The organism is Pseudoalteromonas sp. APC 3358, assembly GCF_030408075.1.
Taxonomy (GTDB): Bacteria; Pseudomonadota; Gammaproteobacteria; order Enterobacterales; family Alteromonadaceae; genus Pseudoalteromonas; species Pseudoalteromonas arctica.
In genome coordinates, this window is sequence record NZ_JASDCE010000001.1 from 355,558 (window position 1) to 376,259 (window position 20,702).

General features: G+C 38.6%; 16 protein-coding genes. 11 read left to right on the plus strand and 5 right to left on the minus strand.

The genetic code is table 11. The annotated features are described in order from the left end of the window. Nucleotides 1–59: 59 nt before the first annotated feature. From QL995_RS01620 to QL995_RS01640, 5 genes are all read left to right on the plus strand, one after another. Nucleotides 60–1,388 carry a hypothetical protein gene (locus QL995_RS01620; protein ID WP_290292463.1) on the plus strand — a complete coding sequence of 443 codons (1,329 nt, stop codon included), beginning with the start codon at nt 60–62 and terminating at the stop codon, nt 1,386–1,388. A gap of 284 nt (nt 1,389–1,672) precedes the next feature. Further along, complete coding sequence (locus QL995_RS01625) at nt 1,673–5,761, plus strand: hypothetical protein (RefSeq protein WP_290292025.1); 4,089 nt, start codon at nt 1,673–1,675, stop codon at nt 5,759–5,761. Between the two features lie 64 nt (nt 5,762–5,825). Beyond that, entirely contained in the window at nt 5,826–8,528 is a 2,703-nt protein-coding gene (locus QL995_RS01630; protein ID WP_290292026.1) for a TonB-dependent receptor, read from the plus strand. Between the two features lie 220 nt (nt 8,529–8,748). Continuing rightward, nucleotides 8,749–9,888, plus strand: a complete 1,140-nt coding sequence (asd, locus tag QL995_RS01635; RefSeq protein ID WP_290292029.1) for an aspartate-semialdehyde dehydrogenase — start codon at nt 8,749–8,751, stop codon at nt 9,886–9,888. Nucleotides 9,889–10,226: 338 nt separating this feature from the next. Further along, nucleotides 10,227–12,116: a bifunctional diguanylate cyclase/phosphodiesterase gene (locus QL995_RS01640; RefSeq protein ID WP_206006223.1), complete on the plus strand. Its 1,890-nt coding sequence runs from the start codon at nt 10,227–10,229 to the stop codon at nt 12,114–12,116. A gap of 233 nt (nt 12,117–12,349) precedes the next feature. Here QL995_RS01640 and QL995_RS01645 read toward each other — a convergent pair whose 3' ends face one another. Then, nucleotides 12,350–13,513, minus strand: a complete 1,164-nt coding sequence (locus tag QL995_RS01645; RefSeq protein WP_290292038.1) for a GGDEF domain-containing protein — start codon at nt 13,511–13,513, stop codon at nt 12,350–12,352. A 488-nt stretch (nt 13,514–14,001) separates the two neighbouring features. On the opposite strand from QL995_RS01645, the gene QL995_RS01650 reads away from it, so the two are divergent. Beyond that, complete coding sequence (locus QL995_RS01650) at nt 14,002–15,126, plus strand: DUF748 domain-containing protein (protein ID WP_290292040.1); 1,125 nt, start codon at nt 14,002–14,004, stop codon at nt 15,124–15,126. An 88-nt stretch (nt 15,127–15,214) separates the two neighbouring features. On the opposite strand, the gene QL995_RS01655 is transcribed toward QL995_RS01650, so the two are convergent. Next, nucleotides 15,215–16,024, minus strand: a complete 810-nt coding sequence (locus QL995_RS01655; RefSeq protein WP_010552921.1) for an ion transporter — start codon at nt 16,022–16,024, stop codon at nt 15,215–15,217. 100 nt (nt 16,025–16,124) lie between these two features. Between QL995_RS01655 and QL995_RS01660 the strand changes: the two genes are divergently transcribed. From QL995_RS01660 to QL995_RS01680, 5 genes are all read left to right on the plus strand, one after another. Continuing rightward, nucleotides 16,125–16,337 carry a hypothetical protein gene (locus QL995_RS01660; RefSeq protein WP_007583226.1) on the plus strand — a complete coding sequence of 71 codons (213 nt, stop codon included), beginning with the start codon at nt 16,125–16,127 and terminating at the stop codon, nt 16,335–16,337. A gap of 15 nt (nt 16,338–16,352) precedes the next feature. Beyond that, nucleotides 16,353–16,634 carry a hypothetical protein gene (locus QL995_RS01665; protein WP_007583225.1) on the plus strand — a complete coding sequence of 94 codons (282 nt, stop codon included), beginning with the start codon at nt 16,353–16,355 and terminating at the stop codon, nt 16,632–16,634. A 68-nt stretch (nt 16,635–16,702) separates the two neighbouring features. Continuing rightward, complete coding sequence (locus QL995_RS01670) at nt 16,703–16,894, plus strand: YwbE family protein (RefSeq protein ID WP_007583223.1); 192 nt, start codon at nt 16,703–16,705, stop codon at nt 16,892–16,894. Beyond that, nucleotides 16,894–17,412 carry a DUF4240 domain-containing protein gene (locus QL995_RS01675; protein WP_007377587.1) on the plus strand — a complete coding sequence of 173 codons (519 nt, stop codon included), beginning with the start codon at nt 16,894–16,896 and terminating at the stop codon, nt 17,410–17,412. Before QL995_RS01670 ends, QL995_RS01675 begins: the two co-directional genes overlap by 1 nt. A gap of 447 nt (nt 17,413–17,859) precedes the next feature. Then, nucleotides 17,860–18,321, plus strand: coding sequence for a hypothetical protein (locus QL995_RS01680; RefSeq protein ID WP_010552920.1), 462 nt, complete (start codon nt 17,860–17,862; stop codon nt 18,319–18,321). Between the two features lie 20 nt (nt 18,322–18,341). Here the strand turns inward: QL995_RS01680 and QL995_RS01685 are convergent, their stop codons facing one another. From QL995_RS01685 to QL995_RS01695, 3 genes are all read right to left on the minus strand, one after another. Continuing rightward, on the minus strand, nt 18,342–19,601 hold the full coding sequence (locus QL995_RS01685) for a Y-family DNA polymerase (protein WP_197184112.1): 1,260 nt from the start codon (nt 19,599–19,601) through the stop codon (nt 18,342–18,344). Next, entirely contained in the window at nt 19,589–20,002 is a 414-nt protein-coding gene (locus tag QL995_RS01690) for a S24 family peptidase (protein ID WP_010552918.1), read from the minus strand. Before QL995_RS01690 ends, QL995_RS01685 begins: the two co-directional genes overlap by 13 nt. 81 nt (nt 20,003–20,083) lie before the next feature. Next, the gene (locus tag QL995_RS01695; RefSeq protein WP_010552917.1) at nt 20,084–20,503 is read right to left on the minus strand and encodes a MarR family transcriptional regulator; all 420 of its coding nucleotides are present in this window, start codon (nt 20,501–20,503) and stop codon (nt 20,084–20,086) included. Between the last annotated feature and the right edge of the window lie 199 nt (nt 20,504–20,702).

Sequence of the window (20,702 nt, forward strand, 5' to 3'; positions counted from 1 at the left end):
AACCACGAGTATACGGACAGTAAAGCGAGGCGATTATGAAACTATTTATTAAATCTGTTATGAAATTAAGCCCTACAGCTAAATTTTTAAAATTAACACTATTTTGTACCGCTGCGATCAGTACAAGTATTGTTACACCAAGTGCTCTAAGCCTGATACCAGGGCTAAGTGTAGCTACGGCATATGCAGAGCAAGAGCAAAAAACAAAACGTGTACCAGCGCTTCGCGAAAAGGTCTACAGCCAACTCGCACGTGCACAAAAACTCGCTGATGATGGCGATGTTAAAGCAGGCCTTGAAGCGCTTGATAGCATTCAAGAGCGAGCTTCAAGCATGAACTCGTACGAAATTGCGATGATGCATAATTTTTATGGGTTTATTTATTACAACGAAAACGATTTACCAAAAGCGATAGCTTCGTTTGAAAAGGTCGTAGCAGAGGAAGCCATTCCTGAGTCGCTTCGTTTAAGTACTACCTTTAGTTTAGCGCAACTAGCTATGGCTAATAGTGATTACACTAAAGTTATCGCATTTTTAGATGACTGGGACACTATTAACACTAAGCCTAAAACAGAAGGCTATTACTTGTTAAGGGCTCAAACATACTATCAGTTAAAGGATTATAAAAAAGGCCTTGAGTACATATCTCAAGTGATTGCTTTAAGCGACAGCGAAGGCAAAATCCCTAAGGAAAACTGGTTAGTACTACAGCGTGCCATGTACTACTCACTTAATCGAACTGACAAAGTTGTTGAAGTACTTGAGCGCATGGTAAAGCTTTATAACAAGCCTGAGTATTGGGTACAGTTATCAGGCATGTATGGTGAATCAGGGCAAGAAAAGCAGCAGTTGGCGGTAATTGAAGCGGCTTATCAGCAAGGATTTTTAACCTCTAAGTCTGATTTACGTCAATTAGCGCAAGTGTATTTATATAACGGCTTAGCATTTAAAGCCGCAGACGTTATGAGTGATGCGATTGAAAAAGGGATTGCAGAGCAAAACGCTAAAAACTATGCCTTTGTAGCTGAAGCGATGATTCAAGCAAAAGAAGACGAAAAATCAATAAAATACTTTGTAAAAGCAGCCGATTTATCACCCAGTGGTAAGTATGATCAACGCTTAGCTGAAGTATATGTTAATACTGAGCAATATGAAGAAGCGGCCGACGCAGCGCGTAAAGCACTTAATAAAGGCTCACTTGATTTTGAATCAAATGCATTTGTAGCCTTGGGTATGGCTCAGTACAACTTACAAAATTTTGATGCATCTATTTTAGCGTTCGAACAAGCCGAAAAACATAAAAAATCACAGCGTTTAGCACAACAGTGGATTAAATATGTAAAGCGCGAGAAAGTGCATGCAGAAACATTAAGAACGGCACTGCTTTAAGCTTTAGTAATAACTTTTAAATATAATTTCATAATCGCAAATCCAAACCACACTATTTTTAGTGTGGTTTTTTTACGTTTTTAATAAATCAACCACTTGAATTTTATGTAAATAACTTTGTCATCTTATGTTTATTAAAGTGTAACTGTAATGTCATATAGCTACCGTAAGGTAGGCGCTGCTGATAACTCAAGTGACCTTAAAGCATTACTTAATGTTTTAAGGTGACTTGAGTTTATTTAAAGCACTTAACAAAATAATTAAATACTTTAACGGAGTGAACAATGAAATTATCTGACTTATTTAAAGTTAGTTTGATTGCAACTGCAGTATCTTTAGCGGGTTGTGGTGGTGACTTAGTAGTATCTGAAGGCGACACAACAATAAATGAAGGCGACACAGTTACTAATGTTGTTGAAGGTGGCAGTGGTACAGTAGATGAAACATCATCGCGTGATGATTCTCAAAATGCAACTACGGGTTTCCCTGCTGATATCGACAATGCACTTGTTCAAGGCTTAGCAACGGATGTCTCAAGTGAATTTCCAGCAATAACAGATAAACCAGTGTATCGCTTAAGTGCTGATACAACATTGATTGCTGATGTTTCACTAACTAATGATGCACATTGGATTGTGAGTGGTCGTACTGCTGTGGGTAATGACCGCGCAGATAGTACAACACTTTATATTCAGCAAGGTACAACGATTATTGGTGAGTCAGGGGATGACTTTTTAGTTGTGCGTCGTGGTTCACAAATTGAATCAGTCGGCACTGCAAGCCAGCCAATTACGATGACATCAATTCAAGATGTTACGGGTAGCGAGACAGCAATTGGCCAATGGGGTGGTTTGGTATTACTTGGTAATGCACCTGCAAACTCATGTGGAGATCAACAAGGTGAAGCAACAGCAGACGAACTTGCTAACTGTGGCGTGTCAGCTGAAGGTGATGCAGGTCAGTTCGGTGGAAATATCAGTGATGATAATTCAGGTACTCTAAAATATGTACTTGTTAAGCAAGCAGGTAAAACGCTTGGTAATGGTGATGAGTTAAATGGTATTACATTTGCCGGTGTTGGCTCTGCAACTACGGTTGATTATATCCAGGTTCATGAAAACCTTGATGACGGTATCGAGTTTTTTGGTGGTACGGTTAATGTAAGTAATGTAGTGCTGACTAACATTGGTGATGATTCACTTGATTGGTCTTTTGGTTGGACGGGTTCGGCTACTAATGTTTACATTCAACAAGCGGCTAACGTAGGCGATAACGCTATTGAAGCTGATAACTCTGAGTTTGATTCAAGCGCCACGCCATTAACACTGCCTACTATATCTAACGTAACAATCGTCGGTGCAGAAGGTAATAATGGTATTCGTCTACGCGCTGGTACTGCGGGCGCTCTTAAAAATGTATTTGTAACGGGTCCTGCTACTTACGAAAACTGTTTACGTGTAGGGTCTGATTCAGTTCCTCGCGCTGAAGATGGCACACTAACGATTGTAAACTCTATTGTGGCGTGTCAAACAACGGCAAATAATTTTGGTAGTGAAGTAATTAACGGTGGCGATGTACAATCTTGGTTTGAAGGACAAGATGGTAACCAAGTACTTACGCCTGCAGAGCTTATGCTTGCTGATGACGGTTACACGCCACTTGCTGGTTCACCGCTTATCGCAAATGGTCAAATTGGTGCTTTTGATGGATCAACTAACTGGATGGAAGGTTGGACTGTCGGTATTAATGGCGGCTTCCCTACTGATATTGATAACGCGCTTGCACAAGGCTTAGCATCAGATGTTTCTAGTGAATTTCCAGCAATTACAGATAAACCAGTATACCGTTTAACTGAAGATACAACGTTCACAGCAGATGTAACGCTTACTAACGATGCACATTGGATTTTAAATGGTCGTACTGCAGTTGGTAATGACCGTGCAGATGCAACTATATTATATGTTCAAGCGGGTACAACGCTAATTGGTGAAACAGGTGATGACTTTTTAGTTGTACGTCGTGGTTCACAAATTAATGCCAATGGTAATGCAACCGCGCCAATCACTATGACATCTATTCAAGATGTAACAGGCGCTGAAACAACGATTGGTCAATGGGGCGGCTTAGTATTATTAGGTAATGCACCCGCTAACTCGTGTGGCGATCAAACCGGTGAAACGACAGCTGAAGAATTAGCTAACTGTGGTGTATCAGCTGAGGGTGACGCTGGTCAGTTTGGTGGTGATATTATCGATGATAACTCAGGTGTTCTTCGTTATATTGTTGTTAAACATGCAGGTAAAACGCTGGGTAATGGCGATGAACTTAACGGTATCTCATTTGCAGGTGTTGGTTCACAAACGAAAGTTGAATACATTCAAATTCACCAAAACCTAGATGATGGTGTTGAGTTTTTTGGTGGCACAGTTAATGTTCGTAACATTGTACTAACTGATATTGGCGACGATGCATTTGATTGGTCATTTGGTTGGTCGGGTCGTGCACAAAATATCTATATTCAACAAAGTTCAGTTGAGGGTGATAACGCAATAGAAGCTGATAACTCAGAATTCGATTCAAATGCGACACCATTGACTAAACCGCTTATTTCTAACGTAACAATTGTTGGTGCTGATGGTACTAACGGTGTTCGTTTACGTGCAGGTACAGCGGGCGTTCTACGAAATGTTGTTATAACGGGCCCTGAAGGTTACTCAAACTGTTTACGTGTAGGCTCAGACTCTGCTGCTAATGCAGAATCGGGTGAGTTGTCTATCGAAAACTCAGCTGTTGCATGTAGTGAAGATAATAACTTTGGTTCACAAGCAATTGGTAGTGGCAATGTGCAGTCTTGGTTTGAAGGTCAAACGGGTAACTTAACGCTTACGGCTTCAGCACTTAATTTAGCGACAGACGGCTTTACACCAAAATCGGGTTCACCTTTATTAGGTGCTGGTGGGGATTCATCTGAGCTTGACTCGTTCTTTACCAAAACAGATTACATCGGCGCATTCGATGGCGATAATAATTGGATGGATGGTTGGACAGTTGCTATTACACCAAGCTTTCCTGACGATATTGCTAATGCATTAGCACAAGGACTTGCAACAGATGTTTCTGCTAGCTTCCCTACAATTACAGACAAACCTGTATATCAATTAACCTCTGATGTTGTATTTACATCTGATGTAACACTGACTAACGATGCGCATTGGATTTTAAAAGGACGTACAGCCGTTGGTAATGACCGCGCTGACAGCACAACACTTTATGTTCAGTTTGGTACAACGTTAATTGGTGAGTCGGGTGATGACTTCTTAGTTGTTCGCCGTGGTTCTAAAATTGAAGCGGTAGGCAGTGTAAATCAACCAATTACTATGACGTCAATCCAGGATATGACGGGCGGCGAAACTACGATTGGTCAATGGGGCGGTTTAGTATTATTGGGTAATGCACCTGCTAACTCATGTGGCGACCAACAAGGTGAAGCTACCGCAGAAGAACTTGCCAGTTGTGGTGTGTCTGCTGAAGGTGACGCAGGCCAGTTCGGTGGTAATGACCCTGAAGATAATTCAGGTACGCTAAAGTATGTTGCAGTTAAGCAAGCGGGTAAAACGCTGGGTAATGGCGATGAACTTAACGGTATTACACTTGCGGGTGTTGGTCGTCAGACTGAACTAGATTACATTCACGTTCATGAAAATCTAGACGATGGTGTTGAATTTTTTGGTGGTACTGCAAATATTAGTCACCTTGTTTTAACAAGCATAGGCGATGATTCACTTGATTGGTCATTCGGTTGGACGGGTAAAGCGCAATATGTACTGATTAAACAATCAGACTCTGAGGGCGACAATGCAATTGAAGCTGATAACTCTGAGTTTGATTCAAGTGCAACGCCACTAACAATGCCAACTATCTCTAATGTAACAATTATTGGTAATGTGGGTGTAAATGGTATCCGCTTACGTGCAGGTACTGCGGGTATGCTTAAAAACGTAGTGGTTACAGGCGGGGCAGACTATTCAAACTGTTTACGAGTAGGCTCTGATTCAGCGCCGCGAGCAGAGGACGGTACATTAACTGTTACTCACTCAGTTGTTGCGTGTGAAACCGCTAACAACTTTGGTACACAAGCAATTGGTACAGGTAATGTTGAATCTTGGTTCTTAGGACAAACAGGCAATTCAGTTCAAGTAGCCGCTGACCTTGGGCTTGCAGATAATGGCTATATGCCAACTGCTGAGTCGTTATTACTTGGTAATGGCTTTGATTCATCAAGCTTAGATAGTTACTTTGATTCTGTAGATTACATTGGTGCGATGGATGCACAAACAGACTGGACAGCAGGTTGGGTAAAAGTAGGCCTTTAACCCAAACCACATTATAGCCGAGCGAAAGCTCGGCTAATGTCTTGTTTTGTTTCGGAGTATAAAAATGAAATCTTTTAAACCCTCTACACTTGCTTTATCAAAGTTAAACTACGCTGTAATGGCTGCCTTACTTGGTTTATCAGTAAATACAGCCACGGCTGCTGAGCAGCAAGTAGAAGAGCAAGAAATAGAAGAAGTTGTTGCTGTAGGGCAACGATTAAAGGGCAGTGCGGGTGCTGTACTGCAAGAACGTCAAAACCAAGCGTTTGTTGCTGATATTATGGGTGCAGACCAAATATCACGTACTGGTGATGGCGATGCCGCCTCTGCACTTCGTCGTGTTACTGGTTTAACGTTAGTCGATGGCAAATTTATTTATGTGCGTGGTTTAGGTGAACGCTATTCTAGTACTCAACTAAATAGCATGTATGTACCAAGTCCTGATCCTACTCGCTCAGTGGTTCCTTTGGATTTATTTCCATCTGAAATTATTGAAAGCTTGAGTGTACAAAAGTCATTTTCACCGGATATGCCAGCGCATTTTGGTGGTGGTAATGTAAATATTCGCACTAAATCAATTCCTTCTGACTTTTTATTAAAAGTACAAGTGGGTACATCGTACAATACTTCTAATAGCGATACCGGTTACTTTTACAGTGGCGGTGATGATGACTGGATGGGTCGAGATGTTGGTTCGCGAGCATTATCGGATGTGTTTACTACTGCGCTTACCAGTGATGCTGGTCTTGAGGGCAATATAAACACTACGTTAGCCGAGCGTAAAAACCTGATTCAATCGCTTGATTGGGATGTAGGTATTTCAGAAAAGGATGTTGACCCAGCCATGAACTTCTCTATTGCCTTAGGTGATAGATTTGAAAGTGAGGCCGGTACTTTTGGCGTGCTTGCAGCCGTATCTTACGATAACGAGTGGGAAGTAGTTCAAGAGCAAAGCGGCTCAAGCCTTGGTAGCTTAGGCTGTGAAGACAAATGTTTTGCCCAGTATTACGATGGTACATCGACTGAGCAAAATGTACGCTGGAGCGGCACATTAAATTTAGGATATGAGTTAAATTCAAACCATAAGTTTGAGCTTACTAATATTGCACTTCATGACATGAGTGACCGCGTACGTAACCGCGATTACTTTGATGCAAATGAAACCGAAGAAGGTGTCACCGAATTACGCCGAGTAGATATTACGTACGAAGAGCGCGAAATGTTTTCGACTCAGCTTAAGGGGACGCACAACTTTCCAGAGCTAAATAATTTATTTTTTGATTGGTCTGGCGGTTTAAGTCGAGCAAACCGTAATGCACCAGGTGGTTTAGATGTTGTTTATCAGCAAAACTTAGTTGATGGCGTGCTTGAATCTGAACAACTGCAAGATGTAGCTGCAACAAATATCACCCGTGAGTATCAAGTATTACACGACGATGTTGAAACATTTGGTTGGAATATGGGTATGCCTTTTTATGGTGACGGCTATGAGCTTGAGTTAAAAATAGGCGGCGATTTTTCAGAGAAAAAACGTGATGCAAGTAATGTGAAGTTTGGCATTACGCACCGTGGTATAAGCGATGAGTACTCGTTCGGTTCTAACGTAAGCGATATTTTTGCTGATGAAAACACGGCGAATGACGCTTTTTATGCAAGTGTAACTGGCTCAGGTATTTTTGATGACGGGACCACTGATGGTGATAAGTACAGTGCAGCGCATAAATTAGATGCTTATTATTTTATGGCCGATTACTTCTATCAAAACACTTGGCGTTTTACTGGTGGCGTTCGATGGGAAGATTTTTCGCAAGTCTCAGTCGGTTATGAAGCGCATACTAATTTCTTTGAAAATACACTACAAGAAATCCAAGATGTAGCTATTAATGAAGATAACTTTTTTCCTTCTTTAGCTGTTACGTACATCATGGATGAAGAAATGCAATTTCGCTTAAATTTAAGTGAAACAACCATTCGCCCTGATTTACGTGATGTAAGCTCTTCTTTCTTTGTTGACCCGTTAACTGAGTTTCTGGTGAGAGGATCTCCTAGTTTACAAAGTTCTAATTTAAAAAATGTTGATTTTAGGTTTGAATGGTATATGCCATCAGGTAATAACCTTTCTGTTGCATTGTTTTATAAAGACATTGAAAACCCAATTGAAATGGTTGAGCTTGCGGGAGTAGGGGGAGCATCTCCACAGTTATTAACAGCTAATGCTCAGTCGGGTAAATTGTCGGGTATTGAAGTTGATTTTTTAACTGACTTTGGCTTTATAAATAAGGATTGGTCCTCAGTATTTTTGTCAGGCAACGTTACGCTATCTGACTCAAGTGTTAATTTGGGGATTAATGATTCAGATGGTGTTGACTCACTGTTTGAAACACAGCTTAAAGAAGCCCTTGAGGCCGATACGGTATCGAATATTGTAACTAACAATGAGCGTCGTTTAGTTGGTCATTCTGAGTGGGTTGCAAACTTACAAATGGGCTATGACTCGGATGATGGATTTCATTCTACTTCACTAATTTATAATGTGTTTGGTCCTCGTATAATTGTACCTGGTACACGTGGTAATGAAGATGCAGAAGAAAAGTCCTTTCACTCAGTGGATTTAGTTTATTCTTACTTCCCTAACTTTAACTCCAAAGTTAATTTTAAGGTTAAAAATATGCTTGGCCAAGAAAAAGAAATTGAACAAGAAGGTCTTACCCTTTGGGGACAAGACACCGGCACTGAGTTTAGTTTAAGTTATAGCTATGAGTTTTAAGCTTTATTTAAAATAAAACTCAAGGAATGAAATAATAACCTTCACTATCTATTAGCTCTGTATTTTAATACAGAGCTTTTTTGTGTTTATGCTCAGTATGAAAAATATTTAAGTTCTGTTTTATTCGCTAGTTTTAGCCGTCTACGAGTGTTAGTTTAGCGTTAATGAAAATTAAATCTCACGCAATGAATTTAATTTTTAATGTATTAAGGCATCTTTTATGAATCAAACAGTGGAACAAACAATGAAAAAAGTAGGATTAGTCGGTTGGCGTGGCATGGTTGGCTCTGTGTTATTAGAACGTATGCAGCAGCAAAGTGATTTTGCCCATATCGACACCACCTTTTTCACCACCTCACAAGCGGGTCAACTAGGCCCTGATATAGCAGGCGACGCAAAACCATTACTAGATGCAAGTGACATTAGCGAACTTGCTAAAATGGATATTATCGTTACTTGCCAAGGCGGTGACTACACTAATGCGGTATATCCAAAACTTCGAGAGTCGGGTTGGGATGGTTACTGGATTGATGCAGCTTCAGCACTGCGTATGAGTGAGGACAGTATTATAGTGCTTGATCCCGTAAACAAAGATGTTATTGAACAAGGCTTAGCGCAAGGCGTTAAAACCTTTGTGGGCGGTAACTGTACTGTATCGCTGATGCTACTTGCATTAGGTGGTTTATTTGAGCAAGACCTAATTGAATGGGTAAGCCCAATGACTTACCAAGCGGCGTCGGGCGCTGGTGCACGAAATATGAAAGAGCTTATTGCACAAATGGGCGCTATTCATGCAAGTGTTGCAGATAAACTAGATAACCCAAGCTCTGCTATTTTAGAAATTGATAAAATAGTCAGTGAAACAATGGCGTCAAAAGACTTACCACAAGACCAATTTGGTGTGCCATTAGCGGGCAGTTTAATCCCTTGGATTGACGTACCTATGCCAAGTGGTCAGTCTAAAGAAGAATGGAAAGCACAGGTTGAAGCGAACAAAATTTTAGGTTCTTCAAAGCAACCAGTGCCAATTGATGGTTTATGTGTACGTATTGGCGCTATGCGTTGTCATTCACAAGCGATGACCATTAAATTACGTGAAGATATTAGCGTAGAAAAAATTGAAGAAATTTTAGCGTCTCATAACGAGTGGGTTAAGGTTATTCCTAACGAGCGTGAAATTAGCGCAACAGACTTAACACCCGTTAAAGTAACAGGCACTTTAACAATTCCTGTTGGCCGTATTCGTAAATTAGCGATGGGGCCAAAATACATCAGCGCATTTACAGTAGGCGATCAGCTTTTGTGGGGAGCGGCAGAGCCACTTCGTCGTATGCTACGCATAATTGTTGATGGTGAGTAATACCAATTCGCAATAATACTTAATCAATTTGAGGGGTTAAATCTGACGCTAACTACGTTAAATATTTCTGATATAGAACAACTAAATAACGAAATTTTTGCCTTGTTATCGACACGATTTTCTTCTCTCAAAATAGATCACTTAATTAAGCGAATTGGTATAATATATAATCAGTATTAACAAAAGGGGTTGGCAATTTGCCAGCCCTTTTTAGTTTAATGGCTTATAAAACCGTTTAAGAGGCTTAAACAATACTTTTTTATGAATGTTCACTGTTGTTTATTATTGAACTTAAGTAAACTGTTTACATTGTGCAACAGCCTATTCAAGTAACATTAATGACCTCTCATATAAATAACTTTGCCAATAAGCGATTAGCATTTGTTAGCTCCTATTTTAGTTCTGCAATTGCTATAAACACGGTTGTTTCTTGTTTTCTTATTTTTAGCAGTATTAACCACAGCGCCTCGCAAGAAAAACTTTACTGGCTTTTTACGTTATCATTTATTTCATTACTTCGAATAGCCAGCCATGTATTTGTTAACAACACCCATGCTTTTAAATATCATCTGTATTTTATAGGTTTATTATTAACGGCTTTAACATGGGCTGCTTTCCCCATTTTGTTTTATGAAAATATGCCAATGCAGGAGAAGTTTGTATCACTCGTTGTTTTTAGCTCCCTTGCTGGTGGCGGTGTAAATGTTTTAGCTTCTGATATTCGTTCCTCCTTGTCGTATATAACCTGTTTACTGGTTCCTTTTAGTATTTTATTACTTTTACAACCTATTGAAGATGAGAATGTACTAGGTATCTTAGGGCTCGTTTTATGGTTTATTTTGTGTTTTGTTACCGCTGTACGTTCTGCTAAAGATGTAAAGTCATCAATTAATAATGAACTTAAGTTAGATCAATTTATTGAAAACTTAGAAAACGAAGTGCAACTTCGTACCGAACAAATAATCCTTTTAGAGCAAAAAGACAATTTAACTAAATTGTTTAACAGGGGGAGCTTTGTTTCTAATGTTGAACTTGATTTAGCCAATCAAAATGATGATATTAAAGCCGTTTTATTTTTAGATATGGATGACTTTAAAATCATCAACGATAAATACGGTCACGATTTTGGTGATTTTGTGCTGGCCCAAACAGGTAAACGATTAGTTGAAACACAAACTCAGGGCGATTTTATTGCTTGTCGTTGGGGAGGGGATGAGTTTATTTTTTATTCTCGTAGTAACACCGAAGACGAACTTTTTGACTGTGTTTTTAGATTAGTTAAAACTTTAACGAAAACAGTAAGCATGGATAGCTATCAAGTAAACCCTTCTTTTAAGGTTGGGCTGTATTTTACGCGTGAAAACTTTAATCTTGAAGACGCGATTAAATACGCTGATGTTGCTATGTATGAAGGTAAGAAAAGCCGTAATGAAATATCGGTATTTGACGAGCGAATGCATGAATCGCTTAAAAGAGAAGAAGTACTTCGCAGCTCAATTAAAGAGTGCGTAGAAAAAGGTGACTTTCATCTGTGTTATCAACCTATTGTTGATATAAGTACAAATGAAATAACTACGTTTGAAGTGCTACTTCGTTGGCAGTTTAATGATGAATTTATTCCCCCTTCAGAATTTATAGATATTGCAGAGCGATATGGAAAAATTAATATATTAGGTGAATTTGTACTAGAGCAAGCCATCGCGAGTTTAAGTAAGTTAAACGCTGTGAATAGTAAGATTGGATTGTCGATTAATGTGTCGGTGTTGCAACTAGAAAACCATAATTTTTTAGATTTTTTAGTTGCTCTTCTAAATAGATATGCTGTTAAACCATACAATGTGCATTTAGAGATAACAGAAACAGTCATGATCAAAAATTTACCGTATTTGTCAAAAGTGATTACGGCCATAAAAAATACCGGTGTGCGTATTTCTATTGATGACTTTGGTACTGGGTTTTCTTCTATATCGGTTTTAAAGGAGCTGTCAGTTGATTACATTAAAATAGACAAATCTTATATTGATAACATTTGTGAATGCTCAAAAGATAAAAGTATTGTATCTGCGGTAACTAACATGTCGCATATGATTGGATGCCAGGTAATAGCTGAGGGCGTAGAAAACCCCGCTCAGCTAACGTTATTACAAAGCTTACAAATTGATAAGTATCAAGGTTTTATATTCAGTAAACCAGTTAGATTTGCCGATGCGCTTAAACTTATTAGTTAGAGCGCTGACTTTTCAGGCACAAAGTTTGTTTTATCTAGGTTCGATTTAAGCGTGCCGTGCGTTTCTGGCTCGCTGCGAGCGGTAACTTCTTTTGTGTTATTCTATTAGCTTACATTCATATGAAAATAACTTAAAACGGAGCAATCCGCCTCGTTTTTTTAATGCTATTTGCCTAAAGATGCTGCCGAAAATTCAACCTAAAAAGATAGGTAGGCCTTAGTAATAATGAACTTTTATTGACTTAATTCGCTTATATGAACTACCTGATTACGCCCTCCATTTTTAGCATGATAGAGTGCTTTATCTGCCTCATTTATTGCGCTTTCAATTGCGGTTTTATTGCATTTAATATTTATTACGCCAAAACTTGCCGTAACATTAATTACTTTATCATTAAAATGAATCGGACTACTGGCGAGTGCGTTTCTTAGTTTTTCGGGGAATGCTTTAGCTGTAGGCTCGTCGTTACGTGCTATTAATAAGGTAAATTCTTCGCCACCAATTCGGCCAAACAAATCATCTGGATTTATGCAGTCTTGCATTATTTTCGCCGCTTCTACTAACACCACATCACCTCCTGCATGTCCAAACTCATCGTTTATTTTTTTAAATTTATCTATATCCCAATAAATTAAGCTTACGTACTTATAATTATTAAGTTTATCTTTTAGTTGCTCTTGGCTTTTATTATAAAACCCACGCCTATTTAAGCAGCCCGTAAGTACATCAGTCATTGCAAGATGGTTCATTTTTTCGGCTAAATCAGACGCCATTATGAATATCATAAATACGGCCATGCCGACATGAGCAGCGGGGACAGTCATAAAGTTAATTAATGTATATAGCGCTATATATTCTTCATTCACTTGGCTGCCTTGCAGTAATGCTATGCTTGCTGCAACAAATAAAAGTAATCCACATAGCGAATAAGTAATACTAGCGCCTATTTCAGCAGGGAGTGATTTTTGCTTATGCCTGAAAATAATAACCGCACTTAGTATCAGTAAGATCACATCGTAATACATATACAACGACATAAATAAGCCAACATGCACATTTATGGCCGTAAAATAATAAACAGCAGCAAGAGTTACTATTGCCGAGATGATTAAATAGCGAATTTTTATACTCGAATTTACCCTAATGCAATGCCCCCATGTACCAAGTAGCACAGAGCCTACTGAGAAGCTGCTTCCTAACATCCAATATAGTGTATGAGAGTCAAATAATGGTTCTGCTAATATTGTTGCCCATTGGCATGCAGAGAGTGCGAATGCGATTGTCCAAAGCATGGCATATTGCTTTTTACCTAACGTAAACCACGACATTAAAAATATGACAGACCAAATAACACTGGTTAAAAAGAGGGTAACTAATATATAAAAAACAGGGTTCATGTATTTTTATTCTTGTTTGCGTTAATTTTACTTTAGTAGATGAAAGCGGTTTATTCGAATCAATGCAGGTTATTAGTTGGCAAAATTATAGATAGATAAGCATGGGAATCACTTCATTAAGCGGTGTATTTGAATAGTGGTATATCCTTTGCTGTAGTGATTGTAGTTTAAAGTTTTAAGCTTATATGGCTTTGCTCTATTTGTAATTTTATACCTAACAGGTACTTAAGTTACAAATATTAGTAATTTTTACACGTTTATTTATGTACTTAATTAAAAAGTTTAACTAATTAGAGCCTGTTTATCTTTCGAGGTTAAATGTGCAGCCGTACGTTTGGTTTTTAGGCAAGGTTGAGTCTATGTTGTGTGGTTGTTCTTCATAAATAGGCGATAACGCAGCATTAATGCCAAACATACGCAGCCCTACATAGAACAGAGTTTAATCCTTAAAGGTCAATAGGCCCTCGTTTTTAGCAAAGGAAGTTAGAATGCATTTTTCATCTACAACATTTCACGCCAAATATTTTAAAGGTGTAATAGCGCTGATTGTATTGCTTATAATAACGCGAATAGCCGCGCCTTATGTAGTTCAGTATTACGTAAATTATCAGTTAAAGCATACGCAAGGTGTTACGGGACATGTTGGTGATGTAGATTTGTTTTTATATCGCGGTGCCTACGCAATTGACGACGTTGAAATTTACGCTGTTGATGCAACTTCAGCTCCTAAGCCTTTACTGAGTATTCAAACTCTCGATTTTTCACTCGCGTGGTCAGCTCTTTTAAAGGGAAATTTAGTAACAAACATGGCCTTTACGCGTCCTGAAATAGTTATTTACGATAAAGACCCCAATGCTTCTGAGCAAAATAAACAAGTAAAAGACGAAACTACCTGGGTAGGGCTCGCCAATAACTTAGTACTGTTTTCTATTGATACCTTAACAATTGAGCAAGGAAAGTTAACCTTAGTTAATTCAACTAACAGTGGTGAAAACCCCACTTTTATATCAAATATCAATGCCAGAATAGAAAACATAACGAATGCGCAAAACCTATCAAAAACACTTGTGACTACTTTAAACGTAGAGGGAGCATTAATGGGCGAGGCCGCTTTGAAGCTTAATGGCAAATTAGACCCTTTTAGCAAGCAGGCTAATTTTGATTTTAACGCAGAGGTACAGCGCTTTTCAGTTAAAAATTTAGACACTGTATTTAAAGTGTATACACCATTTGATATTGAAGCGGGAGGCATTGATGGTGCTATGGAACTTGTGGCTAAAGATAATAACTTAAATGGTTATGTAAAAGCGGGCGTTCAAAACTTGCGTGTTTTTTCGTGGCGCGAAGATATAGAAAAAGATGACGACGGCATATTTACAGCCATATTTGAAGGCAGTGTTGATTTACTAGGCTCTATCCTCGAAAATAATGAGTCTAAACTTGTTGCTGCACGCATTCCTATAGAAGGGCAATTAGACAATGCGGATGTTTCGACTTTCCAAGCAGTTACTTCGGTTTTAAAAAATGCTTTTTTTGATGCGTTTAAGATGAAAGTAGATAACATCATTTCTTTTGAAGATACGGATAACAAACCTGATAACGAGGGGAATTAAAGCACTTTGGAAATGCATGTTTGAGTTAAATGCCTAAGCTGCACCCACTTTTTAAACTTTAAGTGGGTGCTTTAATACTCTTATCAGATTAGTTTTTGCGGTTACTCAATAGCTCTTTAAGCTCAGCAATTTGGGATTTTAGTTCGTTTACTTGCCCTTGCGTTGCAGGTAATGAGCTGTCGTCTGCGAGCTCTTCTCGTGCTTTGCGGTGCTCCTCACTCATTACCTCAAGTATTGCACCTACCATCATGTTTAAAAATACAAATGCAGTTAAAAATATAAACGTAAGGTAATAAATCCAGCTTAATTCATACACCGCCATTGTTTCGTACATTATGTCGGTCCAATCTTCAAATGTTGCCACCCTAAACAAGGTAAGCATTGAGATTGAGACGTCTTGCCAAAGTACGGGGTTTATTTCAGCAAACATCATGCTGCCCATTGCAGCGTATATATAAAAAATAACAAACATTAATAGGGCTATATAACCCATTTGCGGAATGGCTTTAAGCAATGAGTTAACTAATAAGCGCAGCTCAGGGATCATCGATACCAATCGCAGTACTCTAAATATGCGCAGTAAACGAGCAATTAACATAGTAGAACCAGCAGCAGGATATAAACTGCCCAATACTATGATGGTGTCGAATATATTCCATCCTTTAGAAAAAAAGTGTTTTATGCCTTTACTTGCAATAAAGCGGATTACTAGTTCAATTAAAAAGAATGCGGTAATGCCAACGTCCATCCAATTTAGAGCAAGCTCTACGGTAGGATGTAGTGAGTAAGTGTGCGCACCGACTGTCAGGGCAGAAACAATAATTACAGCTATAACAAATGATTGAAATATCTTGCTTTTGTCTATACGCTGAAACAACTTTTGTAACTGCGACATCATAGAAATAGATCCTTTGGAGATTAAGATTTTATGGCGCTAATATACAATAATATTGTAATAATTTAACGCTTTTTCGATATAGAAAGTGTAAGGAAATTTAATGTTTATCAATAAACTAAAAAGTAGCGCATTACTTATTGTTGGATTATGTGTTTTAGCTGGTTGTAGCTCTGACGCGCGTTTTCATGAAGTTCAATCGGCGCGCCTTGATGAATGTAACTATAAAGCTGACAAAGAATATTACGAATGCCTAGATAAACAAGACTCTAACTACGAAGAGTTTAAAAAACAGCAACAAGCAGAAACTAAATAAGTAACCTTTATATTTATGACTAAAACTCAAAAGCAGCGCGATAAGCACATTCGACTAGCACTTACTAATGCATGCGAGGCAATAAAAGAAAGCGTAATTGGTTTTGATTATCTAACGCATACCATTGATTTAAATAACGAGGCCAATACGTTAAAAGTACAGTGCTATTTTAATGATGATATAGCCCTTGAAAGTGCAAAACCGCAACTTAACGAATTAACAAATATAATACTCAAAGAGCTTACGAGTATTAAGTTGAACGCAAAACCAGCACATATTTCATTTTCCGCCAATTAACAGAGCTTTTGTTGGTTTGATAGCACATGGACGTTATAATTAGATAAATTATTTTTAGGGTTTAAATTATGGCTGTTCCTACGCGTTCGCAAATTTCACCAGGTACCACAGTAAATATTGTATTAAAAGAAGATCAACGCAGCGGCACATTAACTGAGGGTGTTGTTGAGCGCCTTTTAACAAAATCACCAAATCACCCACACGGTATTAAAGTACGTTTAGAAGATGGTCAAGTTGGCCGAGTAAAAGAGATTTTATAATGGCAGCGTTAACAGAACAGGCTTTTTGGGAATTAGTAACAACGCCTGATTTAGGGCTCGATCCGCAAAGTGTGAGCGATAACCTAAAAACTAAACTTAATGATTTAAGCGATCAACACCTTATTGATTTTGATAAGCATTTTGGCATACATATGCGCAAGTGTTTTACCTGGGATTTATTTGGTGCCGCTTTTGTGATGGCTGGATGTAACGACGATTACGGCTTTAGCGAATTTAGATGTTGGTTAATTTCGCGCGGTAAAACAGTATTCGAAAACGCCTTAGAAAATGCTGATTCTATAGCGCAGTGTACACCTGTTTATTACTTAAACGAGCAGCCTTATCCGTACATTGATGAGTACGACTTAATAGCCGGTTTATTATTTGAAGAACGCAGCGAAGACGAATTGCCGTTTATCCCATCTGGCAGTGATGAACCCAAAGGTAAACGTTTTAAAGACAAACCTAAGTTTTTAAAGCAAAGCTACCCTTTATTATTTGCAAAGTACTGGCAATAAAATAAATACCAATTCGTATAACTAGTTAAACAATCTAATGAGTTCAATTTACCCTTGCAATTAAGCGCATTGGTATAAATCGTTTTGTTGTTTAAGTACGTATTAAGTAAAGTGCTTAACAACAAAATGGTTTGTAATGAGTATCTAGGGCATGTTTACCTTTGGTGGTTGAATTTGTTCAATCCAAGAAGGATTTAATCGCGGCGCGAGATTTGTAACCTAGTGGGCTCGACAACTGCTCCTGCGTTATTCTAATGGCTTACATCCATGTAAGAATAATAAAAACCGAGCAAAGCTTCCGCGTCCTACTCACGCGCTCGCTCCTGTAATACGACTTCTCTCCTTTTATAGTAAATCTCTGTTATAGTTGTTAAAAGTTATAAAAGCTAAGTGATTAGGCATTTTGCTATTATTTAACACGCTGACTCACGAGGATACACCCACGAAATGAAATATTTAACACTCGCTTTATTAACTGTCGCTTTTACAAGTGCAAATGCTTTTTCTGAGCCGAGTAATAAAACACGATTTATACCGTTTTTAAAGTCAAAATTGGGGGCATACGAAGTTGTGTCGACCAATTCAGGGTTATGCGTTAATAGCGATTTGAGTTTGACAGACGAAAGTGATTTAAGTGCAGGTTTTAAACTTGGAGAACAAATTGTATTTGGATCGCTCCATAATGGTACTCGCACTATTAAAAAACCAAACTTTTGTTTTATAACCAGTACGCTTAAATATAAAAGTGATGGCCTTGAAAACGGTTTAAGAATGAGCCGTTGTGAAAACCCTGCAAACGAAAAAACAATCAGTCAAAGTATCAAGTTTTTAGCTGATAACACACTAAAATATACATTAAGCGAACCTAGTGTAGAGTGCACATTTAAAAAAGCAGACGAGAGCAAATAAAGCATCTAGTAAGTAGTAAATCATTCGCAGTATATTTTAGGGATATCGCGCCAACGCGTAGTGTACTGCGGCGATAAAAAATCACGATTCATGTGCCATCGGTCATTTAATTTACTGCTTGCAAGGCTGAGCATCCCTTTTCCGTATCGATTGTTAATTGTATCTAGGCATTGCATAAGCTTTGGATTATCAGGGCTCTTATTGAATAAGTCATTTTGTTGAAACTGTTCTGATATTAGCTCTACCGCGCCCACACCACACTTATAAAATCGGATCCCCGGTTGGTAAATATTATTAAATACTTCAGATACAGCATTAGCCATCACGCAGGTGTCGTTAGTGGGTGAGGGGAACTTATACACAAACGACTTTTTATAATATCTGTTTTCGTGCGCACCACTGGCTGCAAAAATATAAAGCTGGTGAGTAAGCGAGCGTTGCGCTCTTAGTTTATTAGCCACTGTGGTTACATGGTTAATTAGCGCTGTTTTAAGTGCTGTTGGCTCGCATATGCGCTCTCCAAAACTACGGGTCGAATAAATCTCCCGCTTGTCTTGTCGTACATCATCCCAGTTTAAACATGTTATCCCGTTAAGTTCGCTTACTGTACGTTCAACAACCACACTAAATGCACGGCGCATTGCTTTAGGGTTTTGCTGAGCAAGGTCCCAAGCGGTGTGTATATTCATTATTTTAAGCTTTTTAGCTAGTCGCCGGCCTATTCCCCAGACATCTTCGCAGCTCATTCTTTGTAAAATAGCTTGGCGAGTTTGCTCGCTATTTATTACTGCTACGCCATTAAAACCACTGAGCTTTTTAGCGGCATGGTTAGCGGCTTTTGCTAAAGTAGGGGTCGGGCCAAAACCAACACCTACAGGAAGTTTTGTTTCGCGCCATACTGTGCGCCTTATTGTATGGCCGTATTCATGCCAGTCTTTAATTAACGATGTGTAGCCATCAAAGTGCAAAAACGATTCATCAATACTGTATATGTGCTGTGTATCGCAAAAGCGGCCAATAATATTCATCATCTTGTCGCTTAAATCAGCATAAAGCTCGTAATTGCTAGAGCGAATAACAACGTTGTTTTGCTCAAGCAAATGCTTAACTTTAAAGTACGGGCCAAATTTAGGAATATTTAAGCGCCGAGCAATAGGGCAAATAGCGCATACACAGCCATCGTTATTGGTAAGTACAACCACGGGTTTGGAGCGAATAGCAGGGTCGAATACTTTTTCGGCACTGGCATAAAATGACACAGCATCAACTAAGGCATACATTTTAGTAACTCTGGGCTTTGCCTGTGCATTCTTATTGATAGCGTTACTACGCCTTCTAGCTGAAATTCGTCTGCAGAGGTTAGTTGTACAGGCTTATGTAAAGAAGAAGCTGAAAGCAGCCGTGCATTGGTTTTATCAAGTAGTTTGCATACAAAAAGACCATTTAAGTTAGCAACAATAACGTCACCATTTTCTGCAGGCTCTGCACGGTCGATAACTAATAAGTCCCCTTCAAAAATCCCGACTTCTTGCATAGAGTTACCCGATGCAATACCAATAAACGTAGCATCTGGATGCTTTATTAAAAGCTCATCAAGGGTTACACCTAGCTCGGTGTACTGCGCTGCGGGGGATTCAAAACCACACACGCCTGCTTCTATATAAATGGGAATGACAAACATAACACAACCTAAAACGCATATACTGTATAAGTGTACAGTATATGCGTTTTGTGTAAGTTATGCCAAGAAATGTATGGCTGATCAATCCATGTTTTTGATCATTTGTTGTGCGGTATCTAAAAAGTCTTTGATTTGTTGAGGGTTTAAGTTTTTACACATTTGATTATTTATTTTTTTCTCTGAGGCTAATAACTTATCAAAAAGAACTTTACCTTGCTCTGTGAGCGACAAAATAAAGCAGCGTTTATCGTGCTCACTCGCCTGTTTATTAATTAAATTTAAGCCAATAAGATCTTTAATTAAACGTGCTATTTGCGCTTTGTCGCGCTGCGTTTTAGTAACAATATCGTTAGCCGTACAGTTATTTACGTTCGCAATAATATGTATGCAGCGTACGTGCATAGCATTAATACCAAGTTCGCCTGCGTTAATTGCTTCACGAATTGTGACACGGTAATTTTGCATTAGTTCAAACAGCGTATTTGATAAAGGTGTATTCATAGAATTCTCAATATAGTTGACAAAGTCAATTAATTTGTTATAGTTGATTTTATCAACCAATGGGGCGTTGTGCAATACCTGCTTTTTATAGCAGCCAATTATTATACCAATCTGCTTATATATGGGGTCTATTTAACGTTAAGAAAATTACGCTAGAACTAGGCAAAATTTTTGTATCTAGTTGTTCTAAATGAAAATT